A 25,588-nucleotide genomic window follows, 5' to 3' on the forward strand; every position below is an offset into this window, starting at 1 on the left:
TACCTCCGGTGATCACAGGGCTTGCAGTAAAGTGCCAAGTCTACCATGACCTGTCCCCAACGGCTGCGTTTGCCGAACCCTTGGGATTCTGTAAGAATGAGAGCAACTTGGACAAATCCGACCGGTGAATTTTTGACCGGTCCACCGACTTTTGAGAGGACTGTGCCGTGATCGATTCAGACGGTTTCAGACCCAACGTCGGAATCATTCTGGCCAATCACAGAGGAGAAGTTCTCTGGGCAAGGCGAATAGGGCAGGACTCCTGGCAGTTCCCCCAGGGCGGCATCAAACATGATGAATCCCCCGAGGACGCACTGTACCGGGAGCTTGGAGAGGAAATCGGCCTGTGCGCAAACGATGTGGAAATCATCAGTTGCACACGGGGCTGGCTGAGGTATCGACTCCCGAGGAGGATGGTACGCCAAAACTCCCACCCCGTTTGTGTGGGCCAAAAACAGAAATGGTTCCTGTTGAGGATGTTATCGCCGGACGCGCAGGTTTGCGTGGATGGCACGGATTCACCGGAGTTTGATGGCTGGCAGTGGGTGAGCTACTGGTATCCGTTGGGCCAGGTGGTCTCATTCAAGCGAGAAGTGTATCGACGCGCGCTGAGAGAGCTTGCGCCGCGGCTGTTCTACAATATGGAGCAGTGGCACAGGGCAGAGCAGAACCAGCGTTTACAGGAACACCAGAAATGACGGACTGACACCGCCATGCTGAGCATTCTGCGAAGTCTAGTACAAGAGGTAAACAGCGCCCGCGATCTGCAGGAGGCGCTGGATATCATTGTATCGCGGGTGCAGAAAGCCATGGGAACCGAGGTCTGTTCCGTTTATCTGCTTGACCCGGCCACCAACCGCTACATTCTGATGGCCACGGAGGGTCTTTACCGCAAGGCTGTTGGCCAGGTAAGTCTGGCTTATTCCGAAGGCCTCGTTGGTCTTGTGGGGTCCCGCGAGGAGCCCATTAACCTGGAAGACGCCCCTTCGCATCCAAGATACCGTTATTTCCCCGAGACCGGTGAAGAGAGGTTCCGCTCGTTTCTGGGTGTTCCGATCATTCACCATCGCCGGGTCCTCGGTGTACTGGTCGTGCAGCAGCGGGAAAGTTCCCGGTGCTTTGATGAGGGTGAAGAGGCCTTCCTGGTAACCGTTTCCGCCCAGTTGGCGGGAGTCATCGCCCACAGTGAAGCTACCGGAGCGATCAGCGGTCTGTCCCTTACCGGTGAGGAGGCGCACGATGTCAGCTTCAATGGTGTGCCAGGTGCTCCGGGTGTTGCCATTGGCAGTGGCGTTGTTGTGTATCCCTCCGCCGACCTCGATGTGGTTCCGGAAAAGCCTACCGACGATATCGATAAAGAGCTGGAGCTATTTGGCGCTTCGGTCAAAGCGGTCAGGGAGGATATCGAGCGTGTGGCCAAGCGGTTGGCATCGCAGTTGCGCCCCGAAGAGCAGGCTCTGTTCGATGTATATCTGAGAATGCTGGGCGATGATGCCATGCCCGGCGAGGTGGCTAACAGGATCAAGGAAGGGATCTGGGCCCAGGGCGCTCTCAAGCAGGTGGTCCAGCAATACATCCGTCACTTCGAGATGATGGATGATCACTACCTGCAGGAGCGCGCCGTTGACATCCGTGATCTCGGCCGCCGCCTGCTGTCTCATCTGCAGGAAGGTGAGCAGAAACACCTGAACTACCCCGAGCGGACGGTGCTGGTCAGCGAGGAACTGACACCGGCGATGCTGGGTGAGGTTCCCAAGGGACAATTGGTTGGGCTGGTGTCGGTTAAAGGGTCCAGTAACTCACACGTGGCCATCCTTGCCCGTGCCATGGGTGTTCCTACGGTTATGGGGCTGGTGGACATTCCCGTAAACCAGCTCGACGGCAAGGAACTGGTTGTCGACGGATTTGAAGGCCAGATATTTGCCTCACCATCTGCAGATCTGCGTTCCTATTATCAGGCAATCTGCGACGAAGAAGACGAGTTGATCCGGGGCCTTGAGGTACTCAAGGACAAGCCTTGCGAAACCACCGATCACCATCGGGTTTCACTTCTGGTGAACACCGGGCTGATGACTGACGTAGTCCGCTCGCTTTCCCACGGCGCAGAAGGTATCGGTTTGTACCGGACCGAAGTGCCGTTCATGATCAAGGACCGGTTCCCCTCCGAGCAGGAACAGCGTGAGTACTATCGGGAACAACTCGAAGCCTTTGCGCCTAGCCCGGTAACCATGCGTACGCTGGATATTGGTGGCGACAAGGCGTTGACCTATTTTCCAATCCAGGAGGAAAACCCGTTCCTCGGCTGGCGGGGGATTCGGGTAACCCTGGACCATCCGGAGATCTTCCTGGTGCAGGTCAGGGCCATGCTCAAGGCCAGCGAGGGCCTGAACAATCTGCAGATCATGTTGCCGATGATCTCCAATATCTCGGAAGTGGAAGAATCCCTGCACCTGATTTACCGGGTGTATCATGAGGTTCGCGAAGAAGGTTACGACATTCACATGCCCAAGGTTGGCGTGATGGTCGAAATCCCCGCTGCCGTTTACCAGATTCGGGAACTGGCGGACCGGGTGGACTTCCTCTCTGTTGGTTCCAATGACCTGACCCAGTATCTGCTGGCGGTGGATCGTAACAATCCCCGCGTTGCCCAACTCTATCACTCCTATCACCCAGCGGTGCTTCAGGCGCTGGTACGTATAGCTCAGGACGCTCATTCGGTCGGTAAACCGGTTGGCATCTGCGGTGAGCTGGCGGGTGATCCTGGCGGTGCGCTGCTGCTGATGGCCATGGGCTACGATTCCCTGTCCATGAACGCGGCCAGCCTGCCCAAGGTCAAATCGGTGATTCGCAGTGTCAGCCGGGAATGGGCCATCCAGCTGCTGGAAGATGTGCTGCTTCTGGATTCGCCTCACGTTATCAAGAGCTGTGTCGATCTTGCGTTACGAAATGCCGGTTTTGGCCGCTACCTGCGTCCCGGTAAGTCGACGGCCATGGCGGTATCCGAGGCCGCTATTTCCTGATCACGGAACAGATTTCGGCAATATAGGGTGTGCACTCTAAATACGGCTGTTATCTTGATGGTGGAAGTATCCGGCGGTCCGGCTTGCGGGCCCGCATTCGATATCCGGAATAGGGAAGGCTATGAGTTCGCCAACTGATCATAAATCCGCTCCCCGCATCGGGCTCGCCCTTGGCGGCGGTGGCCCCTTGGGCGGAATTTATGAAATCGGAGCGCTCCGGGCACTGGATGAGGCGCTCGACGGTCTCGATTTCAACAACATCGATGTTTATGTTGGGGTTAATGGCGGCTCCTTTGTGGCGGCAAACCTTGCCAACCAGATGACTACTGCGCAACTTTGCCGGATCTTCGTGCGCAATGAGGCGGAAGTGCACCCATTCCACCCGGAAGTGTTCTATCGCCCGGCCTTCCGGGAGATCGGCAGTCGTTTGCTGGCAATTCCGGGCCTGGTCTCGACAGCGGTGAGTCGTTTCGTCAATAACCCCTACGATCAGAGCCTGTTGGAAGCTCTGACTATCCTGGCCCAGGCTGCGCCGGCCGGATTGTTTGATAACGAGGGCCTGCATGAGTATCTCAAGCGAGCCTTTACCATGCTCGGCCGCACTAACGATTTCCGTCAGCTCAAGCGCAGCCTCTACATCGTGGCTGCTGATGTTGAGAGTACCGAAGCCGTTTGCTTTGGCGCTCCCGGCTTTGACCACGTGCCCATTTCCAAAGCCATTCAGGCCAGTACCGCATCGCCGGGGCTGTATGTACCCGTGGAAATCGATGGCCGTTATTATGTCGACGGCACGCTGCGCAAGGGATTGCACGCCTCCGTGGCTTTTGAGGACGGTGCCGACCTGGTTTTCGCGGTGAATCCCCAGGTGCCGATTGATGCCAGCGCTGCGGTCCGGGCCGGCTCCATGAAACCGGGCGAGCTCACCCGCTCGGGGATGCCCAATCTCCTGTCACAGACCTTCAGGACCATGGTCTATTCCCGGATGCAGTCGGGCATCGCCCAGTACGCACGGGATTACCCTGACAAGGACATCCTGCTGTTCGAGCCTACCCGGGACGACGCCAAGTTGTTCTTCTCTAACGTCTTCAGCTTCCAGTCACGCAGGATGGTGTGTGAGCATGCCTACCAGATGACCCGGCGGGATCTTCTGAGCCGTGCCGATCAACTGGAGCCCAAGTTGGCGAAATACGGCATCACACTAAGGCGGGATCGCCTGGAAGACGAGCAGCGGACGATCAGTACCAGTCTGTATGGAGAAATGCTGCCACTGTATGTGGCCAAGGGCAGAAAGAAAAAAGCCGAAAGGGGTCGGTTGGCAACCGGGCTGGACAACGTTTCACACCTGTTCTCAAAGGCGCAATAACATTACAGAGAGTAAATCGGGGTCAGATGGAGACTTCATCTGACCCCAAGTTCACGCTTACAGAATATACCGGCTCAGATCCTCGTCTTCAGACAACTCTCCAAGCTTTTCATCCACGTATTCAGCGGTAACCTCGAAGCCATCGGTCACCTTGTCACCGGCATCGAAGGACAGGGTTTCCAGCAGCCGCTCAAGCACGGTATGCAGCCGGCGGGCACCGATGTTCTCAGTGCTCTCGTTCACCTTCCAGGCAACCTCGGCTATGCGCGCAATGGCATCCTCCCGGAAGGTCAGTTTCACACCTTCGGTCAGCATTAGCGCTTCGTATTGCTGCACCAGTGAGGCATCCGGTTCGGTCAGGATGCGCTTGAAGTCCTCGGGCGTAAGAGCCTGAAGCTCGACGCGGATCGGCAAACGGCCCTGCAGCTCCGGAATGAGATCCGAGGGCTTGGACAGATGGAACGCGCCGGAGGCAATGAACAGAATATGATCGGTGCGCACAGAGCCGTATTTTGTGCTCACGGTGCTGCCCTCGATCAGTGGGAGCAGATCGCGCTGGACGCCCTCGCGTGAAACATCTGACGAGGTGTTCTCGGATCGCTTGGCCACCTTGTCGATTTCATCCACGAACACGATGCCATTCTGCTCCACCGCCTGGATGGCCTTCTGCTTGATCTCTTCTTCGTTGACCAGTTTCGCAGCCTCTTCTTCCTTGGCGCGCTTGAGTGCGTCCGCAACCTTCATCTTCCGGGTCTTGCGCTTGTCGGAGGACAGGTTCGAGAACATGCTTTGCAGCTGGTTGGTCATCTCCTCCATGCCCGGGGGCGCCATGATTTCCACTCCGGCGCTGGAGTTGCGCAGGTCGATCTCGATTTCCTTGTCATCCAGCTCGCCCTCCCGGAGTTTCTTCCGGAACAGCTGACGGGTGGATGAATCGGAGCTGCGCTGGCTGTCCTCACCGAAATCCCGGGGCGGCGGAATCAGTGCATCGAGGATACGCTCTTCCGCCGCGTCCAGTGCCCGTTCTTCGTGGCGCTTCATCTCTGCTTCACGTAGCATCTTGACGGCCATATCCGCCAGATCGCGGATAATGGATTCCACGTCACGGCCGACATAGCCGACTTCCGTGAACTTTGTGGCTTCCACTTTCAGAAACGGGGCATCGGCCAGTTTGGCGAGGCGCCGGGCAATTTCGGTTTTGCCCACACCGGTGGGACCGATCATCAGAATGTTCTTGGGTGTGATCTCTTCGCGCAGGCCGCTGTCCAGCTGCATCCGGCGCCAGCGATTTCTCAGGGCGATGGCTACCGCCCGCTTGGCTTCTTCCTGACCCACGATGTGTTTGTTGAGCTCGTGGACAATCTCACGGGGAGTCATTGCAGACATGGTCGCTCCGGATCAGTCGTTTTTGGAGAGCACTTCAAGGGTGCGATTGTGGTTGGTGTAGATGCAGATATCGGCGGCGATATCCAGGCCTTTCTCGACAATCTCGTGGGCGGACAGGTCGGTATTTTCCAGCAGAGCCCGGGCTGAGGCTTGGGCAAAAGGACCGCCAGAACCGATGGCAATCAGGCCCTGTTCCGGCTCGATTACATCGCCGTTGCCGGTAATGATTAGTGAGGCGGTCTTGTCCGCCACGGCCAGCAAGGCCTCCAGCCTGCGCAGGGCGCGGTCTGTTCGCCAGTCTTTGGCCAGTTCCACCGCCGCTCTGGTGAGGTTGCCCTGGTGTTTCTCGAGCTGGGCTTCGAATCGCTCAAACAGGGTGAAAGCGTCGGCGGTGCCGCCCGCGAAACCGGCGATCACCTTGCCGTTGTAGAGGCGGCGAACCTTGCGGGCGTTGCCTTTCATTACGGTATTGCCCAGGGAAACCTGGCCGTCGCCACCCATGGCAACTTCGTCATCGCGCCTGACGGAAAGAATGGTAGTCATTTGGGCTCCAATTGCCGGATTGAAATTGGTTTCCCGTTGTTATGGAGGCTTCTGGTGCGAATTCAAGGTGTTCGCTCCCGGCCCGAAAGATCAGCCTTCCTTGGGAATCTTCCGGACTAGTGGCTGGATGTTCAGGGAGACCAGTTTATCGATGGCGGAATTCATCTGGCTTCGGGAAGTGAAGGGGCCAACGTTGACCCGGTACCAGACGGAACCGTTGTCGAGGTCAATCCGCTGGGTGCTTGCCCGCAAACCCTGGAAGGCAATCTGGGCCCGCTGTCGCTCGGCGTCTTCCTTGCTGCGGAAAGAGCCGGATTGAAGCAGATAATTGAAATCCGTTTGTGTCGGCCCGGGCGTGTATTCCTCAACTTTGGGCGGCACCACTTCGGATTCCGGCAGCATCTCGTAGAAGCGGAACCCCGGCTTATCCTCTTCCTTGGCCGTCTTCGCGGGCGCCTGGGTAGGCTTCTGGGCCGGCTTTTCAGAAACCGCTTGCTGCTGCGAACCCGGGGGCGTTGGCAGGGAATTGAGATAGAAGATAAACCCGATAAAGCCGCCTACGGCCGCCAGGGACAGAATCCACTTGAGCGACAGGCCGCCATGCTGTGAGCGGGCACTGGCGGTGGGCTTTGGCCTGGCAGCCTTCGGCTTTGCCTGTTTCGCAGGCTTCTTACGGGACGTGGCCGACGCTTTGGCGGGCTTGTCCTTCCGGGCGTAGTCTCGGGACATTCGTCTTACATCTCTTCCGGTGCGCTGACGCCCAGCAAATCCAGACCATTGGCGATAACCTGCCGGACGGCAAGGTAGAGGCTGACCCTGGCATCACGAACGGCGGTATCTTCAATCAATACCTTATGGGCGTTGTAATACGTATGGAACTGACCCGCCAGGTCCCGCAGGTAGTGCGTGAGATGATGCGGCTCACGTTGCGCGGCAGAGTTGGCAATAAGCTCCGGATACTTGGCTAACTGGTTGGCCAGGTCTTTTTCCTCATCCAGCGTCAGCAGTGAAAGGTCGCCGATGCATTCGTTGCGGCCACGCTCCACGCCTTCATCCGCCAGTTTTCGAAGCACGCTGCAGATGCGTGCATGGGCATACTGAACGTAATAAACCGGGTTTTCATTGGTCTGGGAGCGAGCCAGATCGATATCGAAGGTCAATTGGGAATCCACCCGGCGCGCGGCCAGGAAGAACCGGGTCGCATCACGGCCAACCTCATCAATGAGGTCCCGGACTGTTACGTAGCTGCCGGCGCGTTTTGAGATTTTCACCTCCTGGCCGGAACGGGTCACCATCACCATCTGGTGCAATACATAGTCCGGCCAGCCTTCCGGAATCCCGGCTTTCAGAGCCTGCAGGCCGGCGCGAACGCGGGTAACAGTAGAGTGGTGGTCGGCACCCTGTTCGTTGATAACGGTTGTAAAGCCCCGTTGCCACTTGTCCAGGTGATAGGCAACATCCGGCAGAAAGTAGGTGTAGCCACCGTCCTTCTTGCGCATGACCCGGTCCTTGTCGTCACCGAACTCCGTGGTCTTCAGCCACATGGCACCATCCTGCTCGTAGGTGTAGCCATTGTCCTGCAGGCGTTTAACCGTGGCTTCGACCTTGCCGTCCTCGTACAGGGAGGATTCCAGGAAATAGACATCAAATTGGACACCAAAGGCCTTCAGATCCAGATCCTGCTCCCGGCGCAGGTAGGCGACGGCGAATTCGCGGATGGCGTCACGGTCTTCCGGGTCCGCCTTGGCGGTCACTTCCCGATCGTCTGCTGTGACGGTGTCGCCAGCAAGGTAGGCTTTAGCTACGTCAACGATGTAATCGCCCCGGTAGCCATCCGCAGGCCAGCTCTCGTCGTCCGGCGTCAGACCTTTCACCCGGGCCTGGACAGAGCGCGCCAGATTATCAATCTGGGCGCCGGCGTCGTTGTAGTAGAACTCCCGGGTGACATCGTAACCATTGGCTTCCAGCAGCCGGCAAAGGCAGTCGCCGATCGCCGCGCCACGGCCGTGGCCAACGTGGAGGGGGCCCGTTGGGTTGGCCGATACAAACTCCACCTGAACTTTTTCACACTGGCCCTGGTTGTTTCGGCCGAAACGGTCGCCCTCATCCAATATGGTGTTGACTACTTCAAAGGCACTGGCGGTGCTCATGAAGAAGTTTATGAAACCGGGCCCGGCAATCTCCACTTTCTCCACCGCCTTGCTCCGCGGCAAATTCTCAACAAGCGCCTCCGCCAGTTTGCGAGGCGGGCAGCCGGCAGCCTTTGAGGCAACCAGAGCAATATTGCAGGCATAGTCGCCATGGGACTTGTCCTTGGTATTGCCCACCTGTGGAGTGAAGGACTGATCCGCAGGCAGGGTGCCATCGGCTTGGAGTGCTGCCAGTGCGGACTGGAGCAGATCGGAAACGGTCTCTTTCATGCTGTCAGATGACTCGGTTTACAGGAGAATTGGATTCGGGGCAGGAGGCCCAGCAATTGAGGCGGTATTATCGCGGAAAGGGATAGTCTTCTCAAACTTATGGCCGCCCTGCAAGAATTCAGGGCGACCATCAGTCTTAGTCGGTAAGAGTTGCCCGGAATATAAAGGCGTTTCCGGTAAATGGTGTTGGAGGAGTCACCTCGACGGTGAGTGTCCCGGTAGACGGTGTGTCATCAGCCTCTACCACGACACATTGTTCAACGGGGCTTTCCCTGTATGAGGTTGTTGTCGTGAAAGAAGTTGGGGCTACGATTGTACCGTTGGTTGATGAGAAGCTGACTTGCGTGCCTCCAGGTGGTGGCCCTTGTACTACGTTACCCGAGCTGTCAGAGAAGACTCCGGCTATGTCAAAGCACACTTCACCTGGAGCCACAGGAGTTGTGGAGCTTATTAAAATGTTGTCACTCGCCATAAAAATTTCAGCAGTTTGAGTGATCTCCAAGAGTGAGGTTGTGCAATTAACATTGGTGTCGTCGCAGGCTGTTCCGTTATAGATGGAATTTGCTGCGTCGTACTGGCCGTTATCGTTGTAATCAAAATACTCTTCGTTCGGATCGCGTGTGTTATTTCGATTACGATCGAGAAAGGCCTCTCCTTTGTCATCATTCTGCACATCAAACTCGTCATCAGCCTGGGTATACTTTCCGTCGCTGTTGAGGTCTCTAAAGCTCTCTTCTCCTACAGTGCGAGCAAGGACCAGAATAATTCCGTCTTCAGGTCTGGGGTCTTGGCTAATCCATTGGACGGCGCAGGCACCGTCTTGGAGAGTGCACTCGCTCTGGACAGAACCTGCATTGGTCACAAAGTTTACAACGGCGTCACTTATTCTGTTGTTGTTCCTATCTGCTGCCCTTATAGAAATAGGAACGGTTACCCCGTCGTAATTTCTTGCGTTTGGAAGAAAGTTTTCTTCAACCGAAACAGAGAAACTGTCTTGATCAGGAATGGTCGCGCTAATCGAAATTGGCGCTGATGTTGTCTGAATAGGCGTGCCGGAGTCAGGAGTATAAGTGGCGGTAACGCTTACAACGCTTGCGACTGTTCCTGCGTTAACTCGGGTTGTTGCCTCTCCCTGTTCATCCGTTTGTGTAGAGTTTTGAGAGAGTGAGATGCCTCCTACACTTGTTGAAAGTGAGAAAGTTATTTCTTCGCCAGAAGTGATAGGGTTGCCGTTTTTATCCGTCAATCTGAAGGCCACTTCTGAAACGCTGGGGCGAGTGCTGTTGGAGCTGCCACTCAGTGCAATCGAATCAGGAGTGGCGCTGGTAAATTCCAGTTCGCCTACTTCTGGCGCTGCAACAGTGATATTGGCAATCGCTGTTGCTCCGTTTGGTAATCTGGCCGTGATTGTGTCATCGCCTGCGCAACCAGCCTCATAAGTCGTGGTAAAAGACCCTGAGGATGTTGTGACAGAACTGTCAAAATTTGCGCTTTGACACAAGGAGGTAATGCTAACTGAGGTCTCAGTGGCATTGAAAATGCTATTGCCAGCACTCGCGTTGACCACATTGAATTCGAGGCGAGTCGAGCCGCCTGCTGAAAGTGAAGTTGTTGATACGTTCATTTGTCCAGACTGAAACGAGGAGCCGCTCCCTGTGCCAAGCTCCAAAGTTACCTGCTGCTCTACATCACCGGAGGAGTCGCCGCCAGTTGAAGGTGATGTGCTGCCTCCACCCCCGCCACTTCCCGCTAAGGGCGCTGAGTTGTCATCGCCACCACAGGCCGCGAGAAGAAGCGTTAGCGAAATTGCTGACGCACGCGCAAGGAATTTCCCTGACATTTCCAATCTCCATTTTTCCATTTGGTTGTAAAAGCTATCCATAAAGCGGGTTCCCTGCACGAGAACCGCATATATGATTTCTGCAATTAAAAATTATTTAATAGGCCAATTGGATCTTAGCACAGCGCATGCGAATGCAAATTAACAGAGCCCGGTTTTGTGTGAAATACTGTGAAATGGTGGAGGGTTACGTCCCAAATTAGCCGGTTTCCTGTGGATCAACATCAATCATCCATTTTACCCCGGCAGGCAGCATTCTCTGGTCAAGCTCCTGGCAGATTCCGGTCAGCAAAGTGTTCAGCTTTTTCCGATTCCGGGCGTTGAGGATAAGTTGTGCCCTGTGCTTGTCGGCGCGCCGGGCAATCATGGCGGGCAGTGGCCCCCAGGTTTCGATGCCTGTGGTATTGGCAAGGGGCTTTATTGTATCGAGCACCTGCAGGCTCTTCTCCATAGTGTCGGCTTCTGCCCTGAAGATGGCCATAGCCCGGAAAGGCGGGAAATGCCCTTCTTCCCGCTCTTTTAGTAGTTGGTCGGCTATATCCAGGTACTGGCCTTCGCACAGTGTCTTCAACAAGGGGTGGTCGCTGTGGCAGGTTTGTACAAGGACTTTGCCGGGCTTTGTGCCGCGGCCTGCGCGGCCACTGACTTGCAGAAGGGTTTGAACAAGAGTTTCGGGGGCGCGGAAGTCCACGCTGAACAGTCCGCCGTCGGCATTAACCACCACCACGAGGGTGACGTTGGGGAAGTCATGTCCCTTGGCCAGCATCTGGGTGCCGACCAGTACGCACGGCTTGCCGCTGTTCACCTGCTTCAGAATGCCCTGAATACTGCCTTTGCGTTGCGTGCTGTCTCGATCCACTCGCACGACAGGTGTGTCCGGGAAAGCGGTGGCGAGAGTGTCTTCTGTTCTTTCTGTGCCCTGTCCAACCGGTTTGAAGGCATCGCTGTGGCATTTCGGGCAATGCTCGGTGGCTGCTGTCTGGTAGTCGCAATGGTGGCATCGCATGGCCCGGTCCCGGCGGTGGTAGGTCAGGCGGGTATCGCAACGGGGGCACTCGATCATGTGGCCGCAGTCGAAGCACATCATCACGGGGGCAAATCCCCGTCGATTGACAAAGACCAGCGCCTGCTCGCCTTTTGCCAGGGTCTGCTCGATGGCATTGAGGGCTGGACGGGACAAGCCGCCTTCCAGAGGGCGACTCCGGATATCCAGCAGGCTAACGATTGGGGGAGCGGCATTCCCTGCTCGTTCTTCAAGCTTTACCAGGTGGTATTTGGCTTGCTCCGCATTATTCACAGACTCCAGTGATGGGGTTGCCGATCCGAGGATGACGGGGCAGTTGTTCAGGTGCGCCCGATAGACCGCCAGGTCGCGTCCTGAATAACGGAAACCTTCTCCCTGCTTGTAGGAGCTGTCGTGCTCTTCATCGACAATGATGGTGCGGAGATTGGTGAATGGCAATAAAACAGCCGATCGGGTACCGACCAGGATAACCGGTTCACCGTTGCGGACTTTCAGCCAGGTTGACAGGCGCTCGCTGTCGTTCAGGGCCGAGTGCCAGACCACGATCCGGCCACCGAAGTAGTGCTGGAATCGGGCAACGGTTTGCGGCGTAAGGTTGATCTCCGGAACCAGCACGAGCGCTTGGTCCTGGCCACCCAGGTGTTGCTTCAGGTAGTGCAGGTAGATCTCGGTTTTTCCGCTGCCAGTGATGCCATATAAAAGGAAGGCCCCAAACCCTTCGTCTGGAGCAGCCAGCTGTTGAGCGGCTGAAGCCTGCGCCAAGGAAAGTTTTGGTCTCCGGGAGAGAAGTTCGGGCGCATCGTTGAACGTGTCTCGAGTGGGCGGCGAAACAGTCTCGATCAGTTGTTTCTCCTGTAGTGCGGAGAGTTGCGCCCGGGCGAACCCGGCTTTCAGGATATCCGTTGTCGGTGCTCCCTTGGGGCGCTGACGTAGCCAATCGAAAAGTGCTTTCTGTTTATGGGCGTTCGCAGGGAGCGTCGCTTCGTTGTCGCGTGTATTCCACCACTGTTCCGTTTTTTCTTCTGCAATTCGCCCTCGTCTGAGGGCTGGGGGCAGGGCAGTGAACAGGCACTCGCCCAGTGGGTGCTGGTAATAGTCGCTCGCCCAGCTCAGTAGTTTGAACGTTTCTTTCGGTAATGCGGGCCAGTCCTCCAAGGCCGATGCCACCGGCTTGAGGTTTATGCCCGGGGGTGGCTCAACGCCGACCTGTACCACCAGGCCTGTTGCCTGCTGCCGCCCAAAGGGAATCCGAACTCTTTGGCCTGGCCGCAACTCAAGGTCTTCTGGAATGATGTAATCGAAAAGCCGACGCAGAGGACGATTCAGGGCAATGCGTGCGATCAATGGCACTGAATGCTCCAGTGGATATTGGGTGTCACGGTTTTTCCTTATCCTGTCTCAGTCGGCAGCCTGCCGCATAATCCGGGGTGGGCACGTCTGGAAGTCCGGGTGGTGCTTGCCTGCAGCCATAATTGCAAGTAAGATTCGCGGTCTGTTTCCGGCAGGGCATGATTGTGCCCCGTCTTCTCAATTGATTCAAACATGCGGTGCCTGGCACCCGGGCCGATCAGAAGCCCCGTGATCAGGTAGCGGCATGACCTAACGAGGTTCACCATGAAAGAAGGTATCCACCCCAAGTACGAAGAGATTACCGCAACCTGTTCCTGCGGTAACACATTCAAGACCCGTTCTACCTATACCCATGATCTGCAACTGGATGTTTGTTCCCAGTGCCACCCGTTCTACACTGGCAAGCAGAAAGTAATGGATACCGGTGGTCGTATCGACCGTTTCCAGAAGCGTTTCGGTGGCCGTATTGGCGGCAAGAAAGACTGATCGCACTGGTTCCGAAAAAAAGCGCCTCCGGGCGCTTTTTTTGTGCCTGGAAAACAGCGTGTATCCAAAAGATACATACGCAATTAGCCCTATTGACTGTTTATAAAATACTCATGTGCCACTTGTCGTTTCGGGTCTGGCGGGCCATAATGGCGCGCTCCGTTGGGCAAGCTCCAGCGGTTCATTACCTTTAAACGTGACAAACGGAACAGTGGCAATGTCTCAAGATCTGAAAGAAGCAGCCCTTGAATATCACGCCAAGCCGCGGCCTGGTAAGCTGAGTGTTGAAATCACCAAGCCAACCAAGACTTCCCGCGACCTTTCCCTGGCGTATAGCCCCGGGGTTGCCGAACCGGTCCGCGAGATCGCAAAGGACCCGGAGAACGCATACAAATACACTGCCAAGGGTAACCTGGTGGCGGTAATCTCTGACGGTTCTGCGATTCTTGGTCTGGGTAACCTGGGTCCGCTGGCAAGCAAGCCGGTTATGGAAGGCAAGGGCGTACTGTTCAAGCGCTTTGCCGGAATTGATGTCTTCGATATTGAAGTCAATTCCGAAAGCCCGCAGGCGTTTATTGAAACAGTTGAGCGTATTGCAGACACCTTTGGTGGTATTAATCTGGAAGACATCAAGGCGCCTGAGTGCTTTGAGATTGAGCGTGCTCTTATCGAAAAGTGCAGCGTGCCTATTTTCCACGACGACCAGCACGGTACTGCTATCGTAACTGCAGCCGGCATGATCAATGCACTTGAGCTGCAGGGTAAAAAGATTGAAGAGGCGAAGGTGGTGTGCCTGGGTGCCGGTGCCGCTGCCATCGCCTGCATGAAGCTGCTGATCAGCTGCGGTATTCGCTCTGAGAACATCTTTATGCTCGACCGCAAGGGTGTGATCCACTCTGGTCGTGATGATTTGAATCAGTACAAGGCGATGTTCGCCAACGATACTGACAAGCGTACTCTGGATGATGCTATTGATGGCGCGGATGTATTCCTTGGCCTCTCCGGTCCGGATCTGCTGACCGCCGACCAGCTCAAGAAAATGGCTCCGAAGCCTATCGTATTTGCCTGCTCCAACCCCGATCCGGAAATTAGTCCGGAAGTTGCCCTGGCAACCCGCGATGATCTGATCATGGCCACTGGCCGGTCCGATTATCCGAATCAGGTTAACAACGTGTTGGGCTTTCCGTTCATTTTCCGTGGAGCGCTGGACGTTCGTGCCACCGCAATCAATGAGGAAATGAAAGTGGCGGCAGTGAATGCGATTCGTGAGCTGGCCAAAGAGCCGGTGCCCCAGGAAATCTGTGAGGCCTATGGTGTGGATAGCTTTGAGTTCGGGAAAGAGTACATTATTCCCAAGCCAATGGATGTGCGCCTGCTAGAGGTGGTGCCGGCAGCCGTTGCCCGTGCTGCTGTGGATTCCGGGGTTGCCCGCAATTCATACCCTGCGCACTACCCGCTCAAGTCCATGGATGACATTATCTGATCTGTTGTTCAGGGCGGTAAGAAAAACCGGCGGTGATCCCGCCGGTTTTTTTGTGTCTTTTCCGTGTGTCAGAAGATTCTGCGTGACAGGTCGTCTTCCTCGGAGCTGCCATTCCGGTCACCTTCGGTTTCTGGTGGCAGCGGCGGTGGTGCATCCTCTTCCCGGAAGACCTCAAATACACCGTCTTCTCCGGGCCTCGCCCTTTGTCCGGTTTCGGGGTTGATCCGGATGTTTACGATGCCGTTGGGGCGGGGCATCAAGGAGGAGGGGGCGCCCTCAAGGGCCACTTCCATGTAATCCAGCCAGATGGGTAGCGCGGTGCTGGCGCCAAACTCACGTCTGCCAAGCGGTGCCGGTTGGTCGAACCCTACCCAGGTAGTTGTGGCCACTTCATGATTGAAGCCGGCGAACCATGTGTCTTTCTGTTCGTTGGTGGTGCCGGTTTTGCCAGCAATGTCATCCCGGCCCAGCGCAAGTGCTCGTCTGCCTGTGCCGCGGCGAATTACATCCTGCATCATCGAGTGCAGAATGAAGACGGCACGCTCATCTGCCAGCCTGCGCATTACGCGAACCTCCGGCGATTCGTCATTACCCTTTGAAGAATTCGCTACCGTGGCTGCATCACTTTCTTCCCCTTCTGAAATCCCTTGTTCTGCGATGTCATCGCAGTTTTCGTCGCACAGAATGGTTTCTGGGGCCTCGTAGATGATCTCGCCGTTGAAGTCGCTGATAGTGTCGATAAGGTAAGGTTCAACATCGTAGCCGCCGTTGGCGATTACGGCCATGCCTCTGGCCAGTTCCATGGGAGTTAGCTGGCCGCTGCCCAGCGACAAAGATAGGTTGTCGGGCATGTTTTCGGTCGGGATTTCCAACTGTGCCAGGTAGTCGAGCGTCTTCTCTATACCCAGATCGCGCAGGAGCCGGATTGAAACCAGATTGCGTGAGCGATAGAGCGCCTCCCGAAGACGGGTGGGGCCATAGAACTGTCCGGAGGAGTTCTGGGGCCGCCATGCGGTCTCCAGTTCGGAGTCGTCGAATACGATTGGCGCATCATTATAAATGGTGGCTGGTGTCATGCCGCTTTCCAGGGCGCTCAGGTATAGGAAGGGCTTGAAGGTGGAGCCCGGCTGTCTCCGTGCCTGAATGGCCCGGTTGTATTTGCTTTGGCCGAAGCTGTAGCCACCTGTCAGTGCCTCAATGGCACCGGTTTTGGCCTCCAGTGAAATCAGCGCGCCCTCCACTCTTGGGATTTGGGCCAGTGCCACCTTCACTATTACCGGCTGTTCCGGCAAGTCAGTCTCTGATCGGCTTTCGTCGGTCTCAACTTCTGGAGGAGTCAGTGCAGGATTCTGGGCGCGCACATAGACAACGTCACCGGGCGAAACAACATCTGAAGGCTTTTCGGGCTCCGGGCCAGTGAGGTTTTCGGTTTTGTACCGTTTTGCCCAGGTCATGGTTTCGAAAGGCATGATGGCAGAGCCGATGCGCCGTGCGTGTACGCTCACTTCGCCAGATTCATCGTTAACGTCCTTGACGATCGCGGGCAGCAAGGACTCGACCCGAGGGTAGTTCAGGATCAGGTCGGATAATTCGCTTGTGGCGAGCGTCTCCTGATCGATCTGGCCGATGGGGCCGCGGAAGCCGTGGCGCCGATCATAGGCTTCCAGGCCGTCCCTGAGCGCCTCGGTGGCTATCTGCTGCTTTTTGCCGTCAACCGTCAGCGTAACGGTGTAGCCATCGGTGTAGGCGTCTTCGCCAAACCGCCGAACCATTTCAGATCTTGCCATTTCAGCTACATAGTCGGCGTCGACTTCCGTCTCGGTACTGTTGTAGCTGGCGGTGATGGGCGCCGAAACCGCAAGTTCGTGGGCATCCGGAGTGATGTATCCCAGGTCTCTCATGCGCCCGAGAATCCAGTTCCGGCGAATCATCGCCCGGTCCGGGTTGGCCAGTGGATTGAACGCCGAGGGCGCCTTCGGCAGGCCGGCGAGCATGGCCATCTGGGCCAGTGATAATTCCGCGACCGGCTTGTTGTAATAAACCTGCGCTGCAGCGGCAATGCCATAGGCTCGATTGCCAAGATAGATCTTGTTCAGATACAGCTCGAGAATGCGGTTTTTATCCAGTTCACGTTCAATCTGAAGAGCCAGAAGTATCTCGTTGAACTTCCGGATAAAGGTTCTGTCCCGTGACAAAAAGTAATTTTTTGCAACCTGCATTGTGATGGTACTGCCCCCTGACTGGATCTCGCCGGTTGAGACCAGTTCGATGGCAGCCCGCGCCAGGCCTTTGATGTCGACCCCAAAGTGTTCATAAAAACGCGCATCTTCAGCGGCCATAAAGGCTTGTAACTGAATTGTTGGGATCTGTTCGATTGTGATGGGTGCCCTTCTCTTTTCACCGAATTCTGCTATTAATCTGTTGTCTTTGCTATAGACCCGTAATGGCGTCTGAAGCTTGATGTCCAGAAGCTGATGCACCGGCGGAAGGCCAGGGCGAAGGTAAAGATAGAAGCCTGAGGTTACGATAACGGCGACACTCAGTCCGGTAAGAAACAACCAGGCAAAAAGGCGAGATGTGCGCAACAAATGAGACATTTTTTTCTGACAACTGTTGGATATAGGTCTATCATTTGAGAAATTGCTTTAGGAAGGAAGAGTCGCTTCACCGTCGCAATGGTTCTCAATTAAAGAAGAACACGCATTGTAGACGGAATGGTGAAGAAATTCTCTTAAATAAAAAACACATAAGTTACGTAACCGGGTGCATCTAACCAGGTATAGGGTGAGCGCGTGTTTGGATTAGGAAAGAAATCCAGTGCAGTGCTGGGCGTGGATATAAGCTCCAGCTCGGTCAAACTTCTGGAGCTGTCGAAGCAGGGCGACCGTTACAAGGTCGAGAGCTACGCGGTGGAGCCACTGCCGGCTAACGCTGTGGTCGAAAAGAATATTACCGATGTTGAAGCGGTGGGCGAAGTGATGAAGCGCGTTGCTTCGAAGTCCCGTTCAGGCGTCAAGCAGGTCGCAGTGGCGGTGTCGGGCTCTGCGGTTATTACCAAGGTCATCCAGATGGATGGTGGCCTCAACGAATTTGAAATGGAAGATCAGATTGCCCTTGAGGCCGATCAGTATATTCCATACCCGCTCGATGAAGTGGCCATTGATTTCGAAGTTCAGGGACCCTCTGAAAGTAATCCCGACCAGGTCGATGTGCTTCTGGCAGCTTGCCGAAAAGAAAATGTCGACATTCGAGAAGATGCACTCGAAATTGCTTCGCTGACCACCAAGGTGGTTGATGTTGAGGCCTACGCCCTGGAGCGCGCCTACGCATTGATCGAACCTCAGCTGGATTCGCAGGGTGAGGAGCTGGTGGTGGCGATTGTGGATATCGGTGCCACCATGACCACGCTGAGCGTTCTGGCTGGTGGCAAGACCGTCTATACCCGTGAGCAGATTTTTGGTGGCAAACAGCTGACCGAGGAAATTCAACGCCGGTACGGCTTGTCTCTGGAAGAGGCTGGTCTTGCCAAGAAGCAGGGCGGACTGCCCGATGACTACGAATCCGAGGTGCTGACCCCATTCCGTGAAGCCGTAGTGCAGCAAGTGGCCCGAGCACTCCAGTTTTTCTTTGGTGCCAGCCAGTACAATGCTGTCGACTATGTGGTTCTCGCGGGAGGTACTGCCTCGATTCAGGGGCTGACGGAAATGGTCGAAGAAAAAACAGGAACGCCGACAATGGTCGCCAATCCTTTTGCAGACATGGCGGTTGGGTCACGGGTCAACGCATCCGCACTGAGTAACGATGCGCCGTCTCTGATGATTGCCTGCGGCCTGGCAATGAGGAGCTTCGACTGATGGCAAAGATTAACCTTCGACCATGGCGCGAGGAACTTCGTGCCGAGAAGCAGAAACAGTTTGTGGTCATGATTCTTGGCGCCGCGATTATAGCCGGCGGTCTGGTTTTCCTCTGGAAGACCGATATGGATAGCCGGATTGCTTATCAGCAATCGCGGAATGCCTACATCGAGACAGCGACAAAGAAACTTGATCAGCAGATAAAAGAGATTGAGAACCTAAAACGCCAGCGGGACGAGCTCCTTGCAAGGATGCAGGTTATCCAGGATCTGCAGGGCAAGCGCCCTGTCATCGTGCGCGTCTTTGACGAGTTGGTGAGAACCCTGCCTGACGGTCTTTTCTACACCGACCTCAAGCGAACCGGTGAGCGGGTGGATATTGTCGGTATGGCTGAGTCCAATAGTCGGGTTTCTACGCTTATGCGTCAGTTCGAGGAGTCCGAGTGGTTTACCGATCCTAACCTCTCAAATGTCTCTGCTGCTGATAGTCGCCGGGCCGGTTACAGTCAGTTCAACCTGTCAGTTAAACAGAAAACGCCCGAGCCCGAAGGGGAGGATAAGTAATGAGCCTCGCGGACTCTCTGAAAAGTCTTAATGAATTTGATATCAACGACCTTGATGTCAATAACGCGGGTATATGGCCTGCCCCCATCAAATTCATCGTAGTCCTGATTATCTTCGGGCTGATCGCTGGCGGTGGCTATTGGTTCTTCATCAAGGATCAGTACGCGCAACTGGAGCGTGTAGAGCGCACAGAGCAGGAATTGCGAAAAACATACGAAGAGAAAGCCTATCAGGTGGCTAATCTTGAAGTCTTCAAGGCTCAGATGGCTGAAATGGAAGAGACGTTCGGAGCTCTTGTCAGGCAGCTGCCGAGTGAGACGGAAGTGCCAGGGTTGCTTGAGGACATTACGAATACGGCTTTGGGGAGTGGCCTTGCTTTGCAGGAAGTGGCTCTTCAACCGGAGCAGCGCCGGGACTTCTATTCCGAGTTGCCAATCAATATACGGGTGTCCGGCTCCTATCATGAGCTGGCGTCTTTCGTAAGCAGTGTTGCGAGCCTGCCACGGATTGTGACGCTGCACGACTTGACCATAAAACCAACTGGCGGAGACGGAGAACGGCTTGATATGCAGGTTGTTGCTCGTACCTACCGCTACCGGGCTGGAGAATGAGCATGACAGGAAAGCATGCGGTAAAAGCCTGGCTGGGTGTTTGTCTGGTGTCTCTCCTGACAGCCTGTTCCCAGGGCAGCGGATTTTCAGATCTTGATCAGTTCATGGCCGAAACGCGGGCAAAACCGAGAGGGTATGTTGAGCCCTTGCCGGAGTTCAAAGCCTACGAGGCCTTCAGTTACTCTGCGGCAGACCGGCGCGCGCCTTTCGAGCCGCCTATCGACGTCCAGCTCACTATGGTTGATGAACAGCCCATCAGTGATGTTGAGCCCGATCTGGATCGGCCGAGGGAAGTTCTTGAGAACTTCGATCTGAAAACGCTTGAAATGGTCGGCACGCTTCAGGGGGCATCGGGTAACCTGTTTGCCCTTATTGAAGACGATACCGGCGGAATCCACAGGGTCCGTACCGGAAATTACATGGGTCAGAACTACGGTCGCATTGTGGGCGTCAGTGAAACCCGTATCGAGCTTATTGAAATCGTTCCCAATGGCCGGGGTGGCTGGGTTGAGCGTCCTCGCTCCCTGACCCTGGAAGAGGGCGCAGGCTAAGGAGCGGCTGGATGAAAGTTGAAAGAAACATGCACGTACAAAAAAGTTTAGGGTCGAGGCTAGCGATGTTCAGAAAACTCAATGTATACGTCAGCGTGATTGCTTTTGGGTTGTTATCCGGCCTGGCCAACGCGGTCACGCTGGAAGACGTGTCGTTTTCGTCGCTACCGGGCGAGCGGCTTGAAGTTACACTGCAATTTGATGGTGCGCCACCGGAACCCTCCGGATACACCATTGAGCGCCCTGCTCGGATTGCGGTTGATCTTCGGGACACAACTAGTGGTCTCGACAGTCGCAGCGTGCCACTTGGATCTGGCAATGCCCAGAGCATGACCGTTGTGGAAACCAAGGATCGCACACGGTTGATTTTCAACCTTGTTGAACTGGTCCCTTACGAAACGGTTCGTTCGGGCAACTCGCTCGTTATGACCATAGGCGGGCAAGCCGGGTCTGTTGCCGCAACCTCCTCGGCTCCTGCCTCTCAAAGCAGCGCCACTGCAGGCACAACGTCTTCCAACGCGCTCGCCGGGGTGGACTTTCGTCGGGGCAAGGATGGCGAAGGCCGTGTTCTTGTTGAGCTTGGCAGCTCCAGCACACCAGTGGACCTGACTGAGCGTGGCGGCAAGATCCGTCTGACGATGGATGGCCTTGAAGTTCCCTCCGATCTGCGGCGCCGGCTCGACGTGACAGATTTTGCAACACCGGTGACCCGTATTGACACCTTTGTTGAGGATGGCAGTGCCGTGGTTGAGATCACCCCGGAAGGGAATTACGACTACATTGCCTACCAGTCTGGCAGCCAGTTTACTGTCAGCGTTGAGGAACTGAGCCAGGAAGAGGCAGAGTCCCGCCGGGAAGAGAAATTCCCGTACACCGGTGACAAGCTGTCCCTTAACTTCCAGGATATTGAAGTCCGTTCAGTTCTCCAGCTGATTGCCGATTTCACAGGTCTGAACCTGGTGGCCAGTGATACGGTAGGCGGAAGCATCACCCTGCGCCTGCAGAACGTCCCCTGGGATCAGGCACTGGATCTGATTCTCAAGACTAAGGGGCTGGATAAGCGGCAGATCGGCAATGTGTTGCTGGTAGCGCCTGCGGATGAGATAGCCGCGCGGGAGAAACTCGAGCTGGAAACCAACAAGCAAATTGCCGAGCTGGCTCCGGTTCGTCTGGACATCATTCAGGTTAACTATGCCAAGGCGGCCGATATTGTCGCATTGATCAAGGAAGACGAGGAGCTGATCTCTGATCGTGGCTTTGTCTCCTCAGACGTCCGCACAAACACCATCAGTGTTCGTGAGACGGCAGAAAAGCTTGATGAAATTCGCCGTCTGGTATCGACATGGGATGTGCCGGTACGTCAGGTCTCAATTGAAGCCAGGATCGTGCGTGCACAGACCAACGTTGCCGAGAACCTCGGTGTTCGCTGGGGTGGCGCGGCTTACGATGTGAGCGGAGATAATGTATTTACGGTAGGTGGTTCGCAGCAATCCCTGCAGGAAGCGCGCGACGCGGCGGCCGGCAACAGCAACACCATTACCTTCCCGGGCGCCCTTGCGGTTGACCTCGGCGTGACCGGTGAGGGCGCATCATCCTTCGCCATCGGTTGGGGCAGCGACGACTTCCTGGTAGATCTGGAGCTCTCAGCCCTTGAGAGCGACGGTCAGGCCGAAGTCGTTTCCCAGCCACGCGTCGTGACCGCTGATCGTCAGACAGCGTCGATCAAGTCTGGTGAGGAGATTCCTTATCAGGAAGCGTCCTCCAGCGGTGCGACATCCGTTTCTTTCAAGGAAGCCGTGCTCTCCCTGGAAGTAACGCCGCAGATTACACCGGATGACAAGATCATCATGGATCTGGTGGTCAATCAGGACTCCCGAGGTGAGGTGACTGCTGGTATTCCTTCGATCAATACCAACGAAGTCACTACCCAGGTTCTGGTTGGTAACGGTGAGACAGTGGTTCTGGGCGGTATCTTCCAGTCGGAAGTTGCGACTCAGACTACCAAGACCCCGTTCCTTGGAGACATTCCTTACCTGGGCCGTATCTTCAAGCGAACCGAGCACATCGACGAGCGCAGCGAGCTGCTGATCTTCATTACCCCGAAGATCATCAAGAACGACCTGCTTCGTTAATTGGTGCAGTTCGAAAGCCGCCGCTTAAAACCGGCGGCTTTTTTTATGTCTGAAACACGCCCGAGTTGGGTCCTGAACTTATGCATTCCCGGGCCCTGTGATATTCTCACCCGCCTGAACAAAACTGAGCGGAAGTTATGTCTTTGCCGAAACGCGTTGTCCTAGTTGGCCCAATGGGAGCAGGGAAAAGCACGATTGGCCGGATGCTCGCCAAAGAGCTCGGCTATCGTTTTCTCGATTCTGATCGCATCATTGAGGAGCGATGCGGGGCCAATATACCGTGGATTTTCGACGTTGAGGGTGAAGATGGCTTTCGTGCGCGGGAGACGGCCATGCTGGATGAGCTGTCCCGCGAGGATAACACCGTGCTGGCCACCGGGGGCGGGGCCGTCATGCGTCAGGAAAATCATCCGATCCTGAAAAGGGATGCGATGGTGATCTACCTGAAAACCTCGATAGAGCAGCAGGTAGAGCGAACACGCAAGGATCGGAACCGGCCGTTGCTTCAGAACGATGATCCGGAGGCGGTTTTGCGGAGGCTGTTCTCGATCCGCGATCCACTGTATTCGAGTCTGGCAGACATCATTATGTATACAGACAGGAAGAGCCCGAGGCTTGTCGTTCGCCAGTTGGTTAACCGGCTCAATCCGAAAACACCCCGTCATAAAAGGCAGATCCGGAAGGAAGGTCGCAATCATGTCTGATCGTTATCGCGAACTCTCGGTAGAGCTCGGTGAGCGTAGCTATCCCATTTTTATCGGCGAGGACCTTCTCGGCACTCAGGATCTGTCGGCCTATGTGTCAGGGGTCCAGGTCATGATCGTCACCAACGAGACAGTAGCCCCGCTCTATCTTGAACGGGCGAAGGGCTGCTTCCCGGGGAAACGAATTGATACCGTCATCCTTCCGGATGGTGAGAAGTTCAAGGACTGGCAGACCCTTAACAGCATCTTCGACGGTCTTCTCGAGCAGCGACATTCCCGTAAAACCACGCTGGTCGCGCTCGGCGGCGGTGTTGTTGGCGATATGGCCGGTTTTGCAGCAGCTTGCTATCAGCGGGGTGTTCCGTTCATCCAGATTCCTACCACCCTGCTTTCCCAGGTTGACTCTTCTGTTGGTGGTAAAACCGGCATCAACCACCCCCTTGGCAAGAACATGATTGGCGCTTTCCATCAGCCGCAGGCCGTGTTGATAGACACGGCAAGTCTGCAAACCCTGCCTCCACGGGAGGTGTCAGCGGGTCTGGCAGAAGTGATCAAGTATGGGCTGATTCGGGACGAGGGCTTTCTTGCCTGGCTTGAAGATCAGATGGAATCTCTGGTTAGCCTTGATCCGGAGGCACTGGCTGAAGCGATCTTCCGGTCCTGTGCGTGCAAGGCAGGGGTTGTTGCCCTCGACGAACGGGAAGGAGGCCTCAGGGCGATACTGAATCTTGGTCATACCTTCGGGCATGCGATAGAAACCTATGCAGGATATGGCAACTGGCTCCATGGGGAGGCAGTAGGGACCGGTATGCTTATGGCCGCCGAGTTGTCTGCTCTTGAGGGGATGATCAGCCGTGAGGATTGTGACCGGATAAATCAACTGATTCTGCGCGCCGGATTGCCGGATAAACCACCGGCCGGAATGACTGCAGATGATTTTATGAGCTTGATGGCTGTCGACAAGAAAAACGTGGACGGCCTGCTCAGGTTGGTCCTGCTTCGCTCAGTTGGCGATGCTGTCGTTACCTCCGAAGCAAGTCCCGAAAATCTGGCTCTGACGTTCGCACGTTTTTGCAGCTAGAGTTGATGCCGGCCTTGAGGCTTGATTGATTTGGTAACGGACCAGTGAACAAGGAAGACCCGTGACTGAAGAAAGCTTGAACAGTCTTGATGGCGGCGGCCTGTTTCCGCGGCTGCAACAACGTTACAGCCTCCGTTCCAACCCTCTGGAGATGGAAACACCGTTTTTCCCGGATGCAATGCGTCATCATGCTCTGGAGACGTTGCGCCATCTTTGCGGCTTTGGCGATATGGCTCTGCTATTGACGGGCGCCGCCGGTGCAGGCAAAACCCGGATATTGGCAGAGCTGGTCCGCAGTGAGTCTTCCAGGCTCGATTTTCATCGCATTCCGGCGGCAGCGTTGACCAGTGCCCAGGCACTCGCCCGTGACCTTAAAGCGGTGGCCCGGTCCAACCTCGGCCCGGAAGGCAGCCCGCGAGATCTGGTTTATCAATTCTTCAGGTGGTCGGAGTCCCGGGTTCGAAAGGGTCAGCGCATGGTCCTTTTGATTGACGATGCAGACCGGGCGCCGACGGAGTTGCTCAGACTGATTCTGTCCGCGTATCTGGCTTCAGAGCGGGGCGCTTCCGCAGTTCCTGTATTTGCCGGGAGCGATAATCTGGTCCAAATGCTGGGTCTGGATGATTCCAGCACAAGTGTTCATCAGATGCACCTCCGGCCACTGACGAAAGACGAAATTCTTGCCTATCTTGAACCAAGGGTTCATGCAGCCGGCGGTAAGGTTGGAGAACTTCTCAGTCCGGCCCGGGTTTCGAAACTTCATGCCTTGAGCCAGGGGAGTTTGTCGAGGCTTAAGCGGGTAACGCCGGGCGTCTGGCTGGACATGGTGTCGGCACCGAGTGCCAGTCGCTCCCGGGAAGTGTCCTGGAAAAGGCTTTTATGGCCGTCATTGGCCCTGGTTCTCCTTGCGGGATCCTGGTGGTTCGTATCGCGCCAGTATGATGAGTCGGTTGCCGAAGAGGTTTTGAAAGCGCCAGAGCCGGTGAGAAAGAGCATTACCATCGGTCCGGAAACCGTGGATTCCGAGCCCGCTCCCGATGAGCCCCCGGTTTCGACCGAAACTCTGTTGACAGAGCCTGCAGCCGAGCCGGATCCTGTTCAGCCAGAGCCAGAGCCAGAGCCAGAGCCAGAGCCAGAGCCAGAGCCAGAGCCAGAGCCAGAGCCAGAGCCAGAGCCA

General features: G+C 55.8%; 20 protein-coding genes. 13 read left to right on the plus strand and 7 right to left on the minus strand.

Going from position 1 to position 25,588, the window contains the following annotated elements; all coding sequences use genetic code 11:
- Positions 1-167 precede the first annotated feature (167 nt).
- The 3 genes from QZ534_RS07900 to QZ534_RS07910 all read left to right on the plus strand — a co-directional run bounded on the left by QZ534_RS07900 (position 168) and on the right by QZ534_RS07910 (position 4,383).
- The gene (locus QZ534_RS07900) at positions 168-698 is read left to right on the plus strand and encodes an RNA pyrophosphohydrolase (RefSeq protein ID WP_104322434.1); all 531 of its coding nucleotides are present in this window, start codon (positions 168-170) and stop codon (positions 696-698) included.
- A gap of 15 nt (positions 699-713) precedes the next feature.
- Positions 714-3,020 carry a phosphoenolpyruvate--protein phosphotransferase gene (gene ptsP, locus QZ534_RS07905; protein ID WP_296933432.1) on the plus strand — a complete coding sequence of 769 codons (2,307 nt, stop codon included), beginning with the start codon at positions 714-716 and terminating at the stop codon, positions 3,018-3,020.
- Between the two features lie 121 nt (positions 3,021-3,141).
- The gene (locus QZ534_RS07910) at positions 3,142-4,383 is read left to right on the plus strand and encodes a patatin-like phospholipase family protein (protein WP_296933434.1); all 1,242 of its coding nucleotides are present in this window, start codon (positions 3,142-3,144) and stop codon (positions 4,381-4,383) included.
- A gap of 57 nt (positions 4,384-4,440) precedes the next feature.
- On the opposite strand, the gene hslU is transcribed toward QZ534_RS07910, so the two are convergent.
- The 6 genes from hslU to QZ534_RS07940 form a co-directional block, all read right to left on the minus strand.
- On the minus strand, positions 4,441-5,769 hold the full coding sequence (gene hslU, locus QZ534_RS07915) for an ATP-dependent protease ATPase subunit HslU (RefSeq protein WP_296933436.1): 1,329 nt from the start codon (positions 5,767-5,769) through the stop codon (positions 4,441-4,443).
- Between the two features lie 12 nt (positions 5,770-5,781).
- Positions 5,782-6,312, minus strand: coding sequence for an ATP-dependent protease subunit HslV (hslV, locus tag QZ534_RS07920; protein ID WP_048497819.1), 531 nt, complete (start codon positions 6,310-6,312; stop codon positions 5,782-5,784).
- A gap of 90 nt (positions 6,313-6,402) precedes the next feature.
- Positions 6,403-7,041, minus strand: coding sequence for an SPOR domain-containing protein (locus QZ534_RS07925; RefSeq protein WP_296933438.1), 639 nt, complete (start codon positions 7,039-7,041; stop codon positions 6,403-6,405).
- 5 nt (positions 7,042-7,046) lie between these two features.
- Positions 7,047-8,732 carry an arginine--tRNA ligase gene (gene argS, locus QZ534_RS07930; protein WP_296933440.1) on the minus strand — a complete coding sequence of 562 codons (1,686 nt, stop codon included), beginning with the start codon at positions 8,730-8,732 and terminating at the stop codon, positions 7,047-7,049.
- A 136-nt stretch (positions 8,733-8,868) separates the two neighbouring features.
- Positions 8,869-10,614, minus strand: a complete 1,746-nt coding sequence (locus QZ534_RS07935; protein ID WP_296933442.1) for an Ig-like domain-containing protein — start codon at positions 10,612-10,614, stop codon at positions 8,869-8,871.
- A gap of 157 nt (positions 10,615-10,771) precedes the next feature.
- Positions 10,772-12,946: a primosomal protein N' gene (locus tag QZ534_RS07940; RefSeq protein WP_296933444.1), complete on the minus strand. Its 2,175-nt coding sequence runs from the start codon at positions 12,944-12,946 to the stop codon at positions 10,772-10,774.
- Positions 12,947-13,210: 264 nt separating this feature from the next.
- On the opposite strand from QZ534_RS07940, the gene rpmE reads away from it, so the two are divergent.
- Positions 13,211-13,432: a 50S ribosomal protein L31 gene (gene rpmE / locus QZ534_RS07945; RefSeq protein ID WP_064230272.1), complete on the plus strand. Its 222-nt coding sequence runs from the start codon at positions 13,211-13,213 to the stop codon at positions 13,430-13,432.
- Positions 13,433-13,649: 217 nt separating this feature from the next.
- Positions 13,650-14,915 carry a malic enzyme-like NAD(P)-binding protein gene (locus tag QZ534_RS07950; protein ID WP_296933446.1) on the plus strand — a complete coding sequence of 422 codons (1,266 nt, stop codon included), beginning with the start codon at positions 13,650-13,652 and terminating at the stop codon, positions 14,913-14,915.
- A gap of 68 nt (positions 14,916-14,983) precedes the next feature.
- Here the strand turns inward: QZ534_RS07950 and QZ534_RS07955 are convergent, their stop codons facing one another.
- The gene (locus QZ534_RS07955; protein ID WP_296933449.1) at positions 14,984-17,512 is read right to left on the minus strand and encodes a penicillin-binding protein 1A; all 2,529 of its coding nucleotides are present in this window, start codon (positions 17,510-17,512) and stop codon (positions 14,984-14,986) included.
- Positions 17,513-17,707: 195 nt separating this feature from the next.
- On the opposite strand from QZ534_RS07955, the gene QZ534_RS07960 reads away from it, so the two are divergent.
- From QZ534_RS07960 to QZ534_RS07995, 8 genes are all read left to right on the plus strand, one after another.
- Positions 17,708-18,769: a pilus assembly protein PilM gene (locus tag QZ534_RS07960; RefSeq protein WP_008170799.1), complete on the plus strand. Its 1,062-nt coding sequence runs from the start codon at positions 17,708-17,710 to the stop codon at positions 18,767-18,769.
- Entirely contained in the window at positions 18,769-19,332 is a 564-nt protein-coding gene (locus tag QZ534_RS07965; RefSeq protein WP_296933453.1) for a PilN domain-containing protein, read from the plus strand. The genes QZ534_RS07960 and QZ534_RS07965 overlap by 1 nt, the downstream gene beginning before the upstream one ends.
- On the plus strand, positions 19,332-19,943 hold the full coding sequence (gene pilO, locus QZ534_RS07970) for a type 4a pilus biogenesis protein PilO (protein ID WP_296933455.1): 612 nt from the start codon (positions 19,332-19,334) through the stop codon (positions 19,941-19,943). Before QZ534_RS07965 ends, pilO begins: the two co-directional genes overlap by 1 nt.
- A 2-nt stretch (positions 19,944-19,945) precedes the next feature.
- Complete coding sequence (locus QZ534_RS07975) at positions 19,946-20,494, plus strand: pilus assembly protein PilP (protein WP_296933457.1); 549 nt, start codon at positions 19,946-19,948, stop codon at positions 20,492-20,494.
- Between the two features lie 65 nt (positions 20,495-20,559).
- The gene (gene pilQ / locus QZ534_RS07980; protein WP_296933461.1) at positions 20,560-22,626 is read left to right on the plus strand and encodes a type IV pilus secretin PilQ; all 2,067 of its coding nucleotides are present in this window, start codon (positions 20,560-20,562) and stop codon (positions 22,624-22,626) included.
- Between the two features lie 137 nt (positions 22,627-22,763).
- On the plus strand, positions 22,764-23,330 hold the full coding sequence (aroK, locus tag QZ534_RS07985; RefSeq protein WP_296933463.1) for a shikimate kinase AroK: 567 nt from the start codon (positions 22,764-22,766) through the stop codon (positions 23,328-23,330).
- Positions 23,323-24,411, plus strand: coding sequence for a 3-dehydroquinate synthase (gene aroB / locus QZ534_RS07990; RefSeq protein ID WP_296933466.1), 1,089 nt, complete (start codon positions 23,323-23,325; stop codon positions 24,409-24,411). Before aroK ends, aroB begins: the two co-directional genes overlap by 8 nt.
- A 61-nt stretch (positions 24,412-24,472) precedes the next feature.
- Positions 24,473-25,588, plus strand: a 1,116-nt coding sequence (locus QZ534_RS07995) for an ATP-binding protein (RefSeq protein WP_296933468.1), incomplete at its 3' end; no start/stop codon positions are given.

The organism is uncultured Marinobacter sp., from assembly GCF_913055835.1.
Lineage (GTDB): Bacteria > Pseudomonadota > Gammaproteobacteria > Pseudomonadales > Oleiphilaceae > Marinobacter.

What these genes read in the sequence shown, in the direction of transcription:
- ptsP (WP_296933432.1), top strand. Translation starts at nt 714, where the DNA reads ATGCTGAGCATTCTGCGAAGTCTAGTACAAGAGGTAAACAGCGCCCGC.
- QZ534_RS07910 (WP_296933434.1), top strand. Translation starts at nt 3,142, where the DNA reads ATGAGTTCGCCAACTGATCATAAATCCGCTCCCCGCATCGGGCTCGCC.
- hslU (WP_296933436.1), bottom strand. Translation starts at nt 5,769, where the DNA reads ATGTCTGCAATGACTCCCCGTGAGATTGTCCACGAGCTCAACAAACAC.
- hslV (WP_048497819.1), bottom strand. Translation starts at nt 6,312, where the DNA reads ATGACTACCATTCTTTCCGTCAGGCGCGATGACGAAGTTGCCATGGGT.
- QZ534_RS07925 (WP_296933438.1), bottom strand. Translation starts at nt 7,041, where the DNA reads ATGTCCCGAGACTACGCCCGGAAGGACAAGCCCGCCAAAGCGTCGGCC.
- argS (WP_296933440.1), bottom strand. Translation starts at nt 8,732, where the DNA reads ATGAAAGAGACCGTTTCCGATCTGCTCCAGTCCGCACTGGCAGCACTC.
- QZ534_RS07935 (WP_296933442.1), bottom strand. Translation starts at nt 10,614, where the DNA reads ATGGATAGCTTTTACAACCAAATGGAAAAATGGAGATTGGAAATGTCA.
- rpmE (WP_064230272.1), top strand. Translation starts at nt 13,211, where the DNA reads ATGAAAGAAGGTATCCACCCCAAGTACGAAGAGATTACCGCAACCTGT.
- QZ534_RS07950 (WP_296933446.1), top strand. Translation starts at nt 13,650, where the DNA reads ATGTCTCAAGATCTGAAAGAAGCAGCCCTTGAATATCACGCCAAGCCG.
- QZ534_RS07955 (WP_296933449.1), bottom strand. Translation starts at nt 17,512, where the DNA reads ATGTCTCATTTGTTGCGCACATCTCGCCTTTTTGCCTGGTTGTTTCTT.
- QZ534_RS07965 (WP_296933453.1), top strand. Translation starts at nt 18,769, where the DNA reads ATGGCAAAGATTAACCTTCGACCATGGCGCGAGGAACTTCGTGCCGAG.
- pilO (WP_296933455.1), top strand. Translation starts at nt 19,332, where the DNA reads ATGAGCCTCGCGGACTCTCTGAAAAGTCTTAATGAATTTGATATCAAC.
- QZ534_RS07975 (WP_296933457.1), top strand. Translation starts at nt 19,946, where the DNA reads ATGACAGGAAAGCATGCGGTAAAAGCCTGGCTGGGTGTTTGTCTGGTG.
- pilQ (WP_296933461.1), top strand. Translation starts at nt 20,560, where the DNA reads ATGTTCAGAAAACTCAATGTATACGTCAGCGTGATTGCTTTTGGGTTG.
- aroK (WP_296933463.1), top strand. Translation starts at nt 22,764, where the DNA reads ATGTCTTTGCCGAAACGCGTTGTCCTAGTTGGCCCAATGGGAGCAGGG.
- aroB (WP_296933466.1), top strand. Translation starts at nt 23,323, where the DNA reads ATGTCTGATCGTTATCGCGAACTCTCGGTAGAGCTCGGTGAGCGTAGC.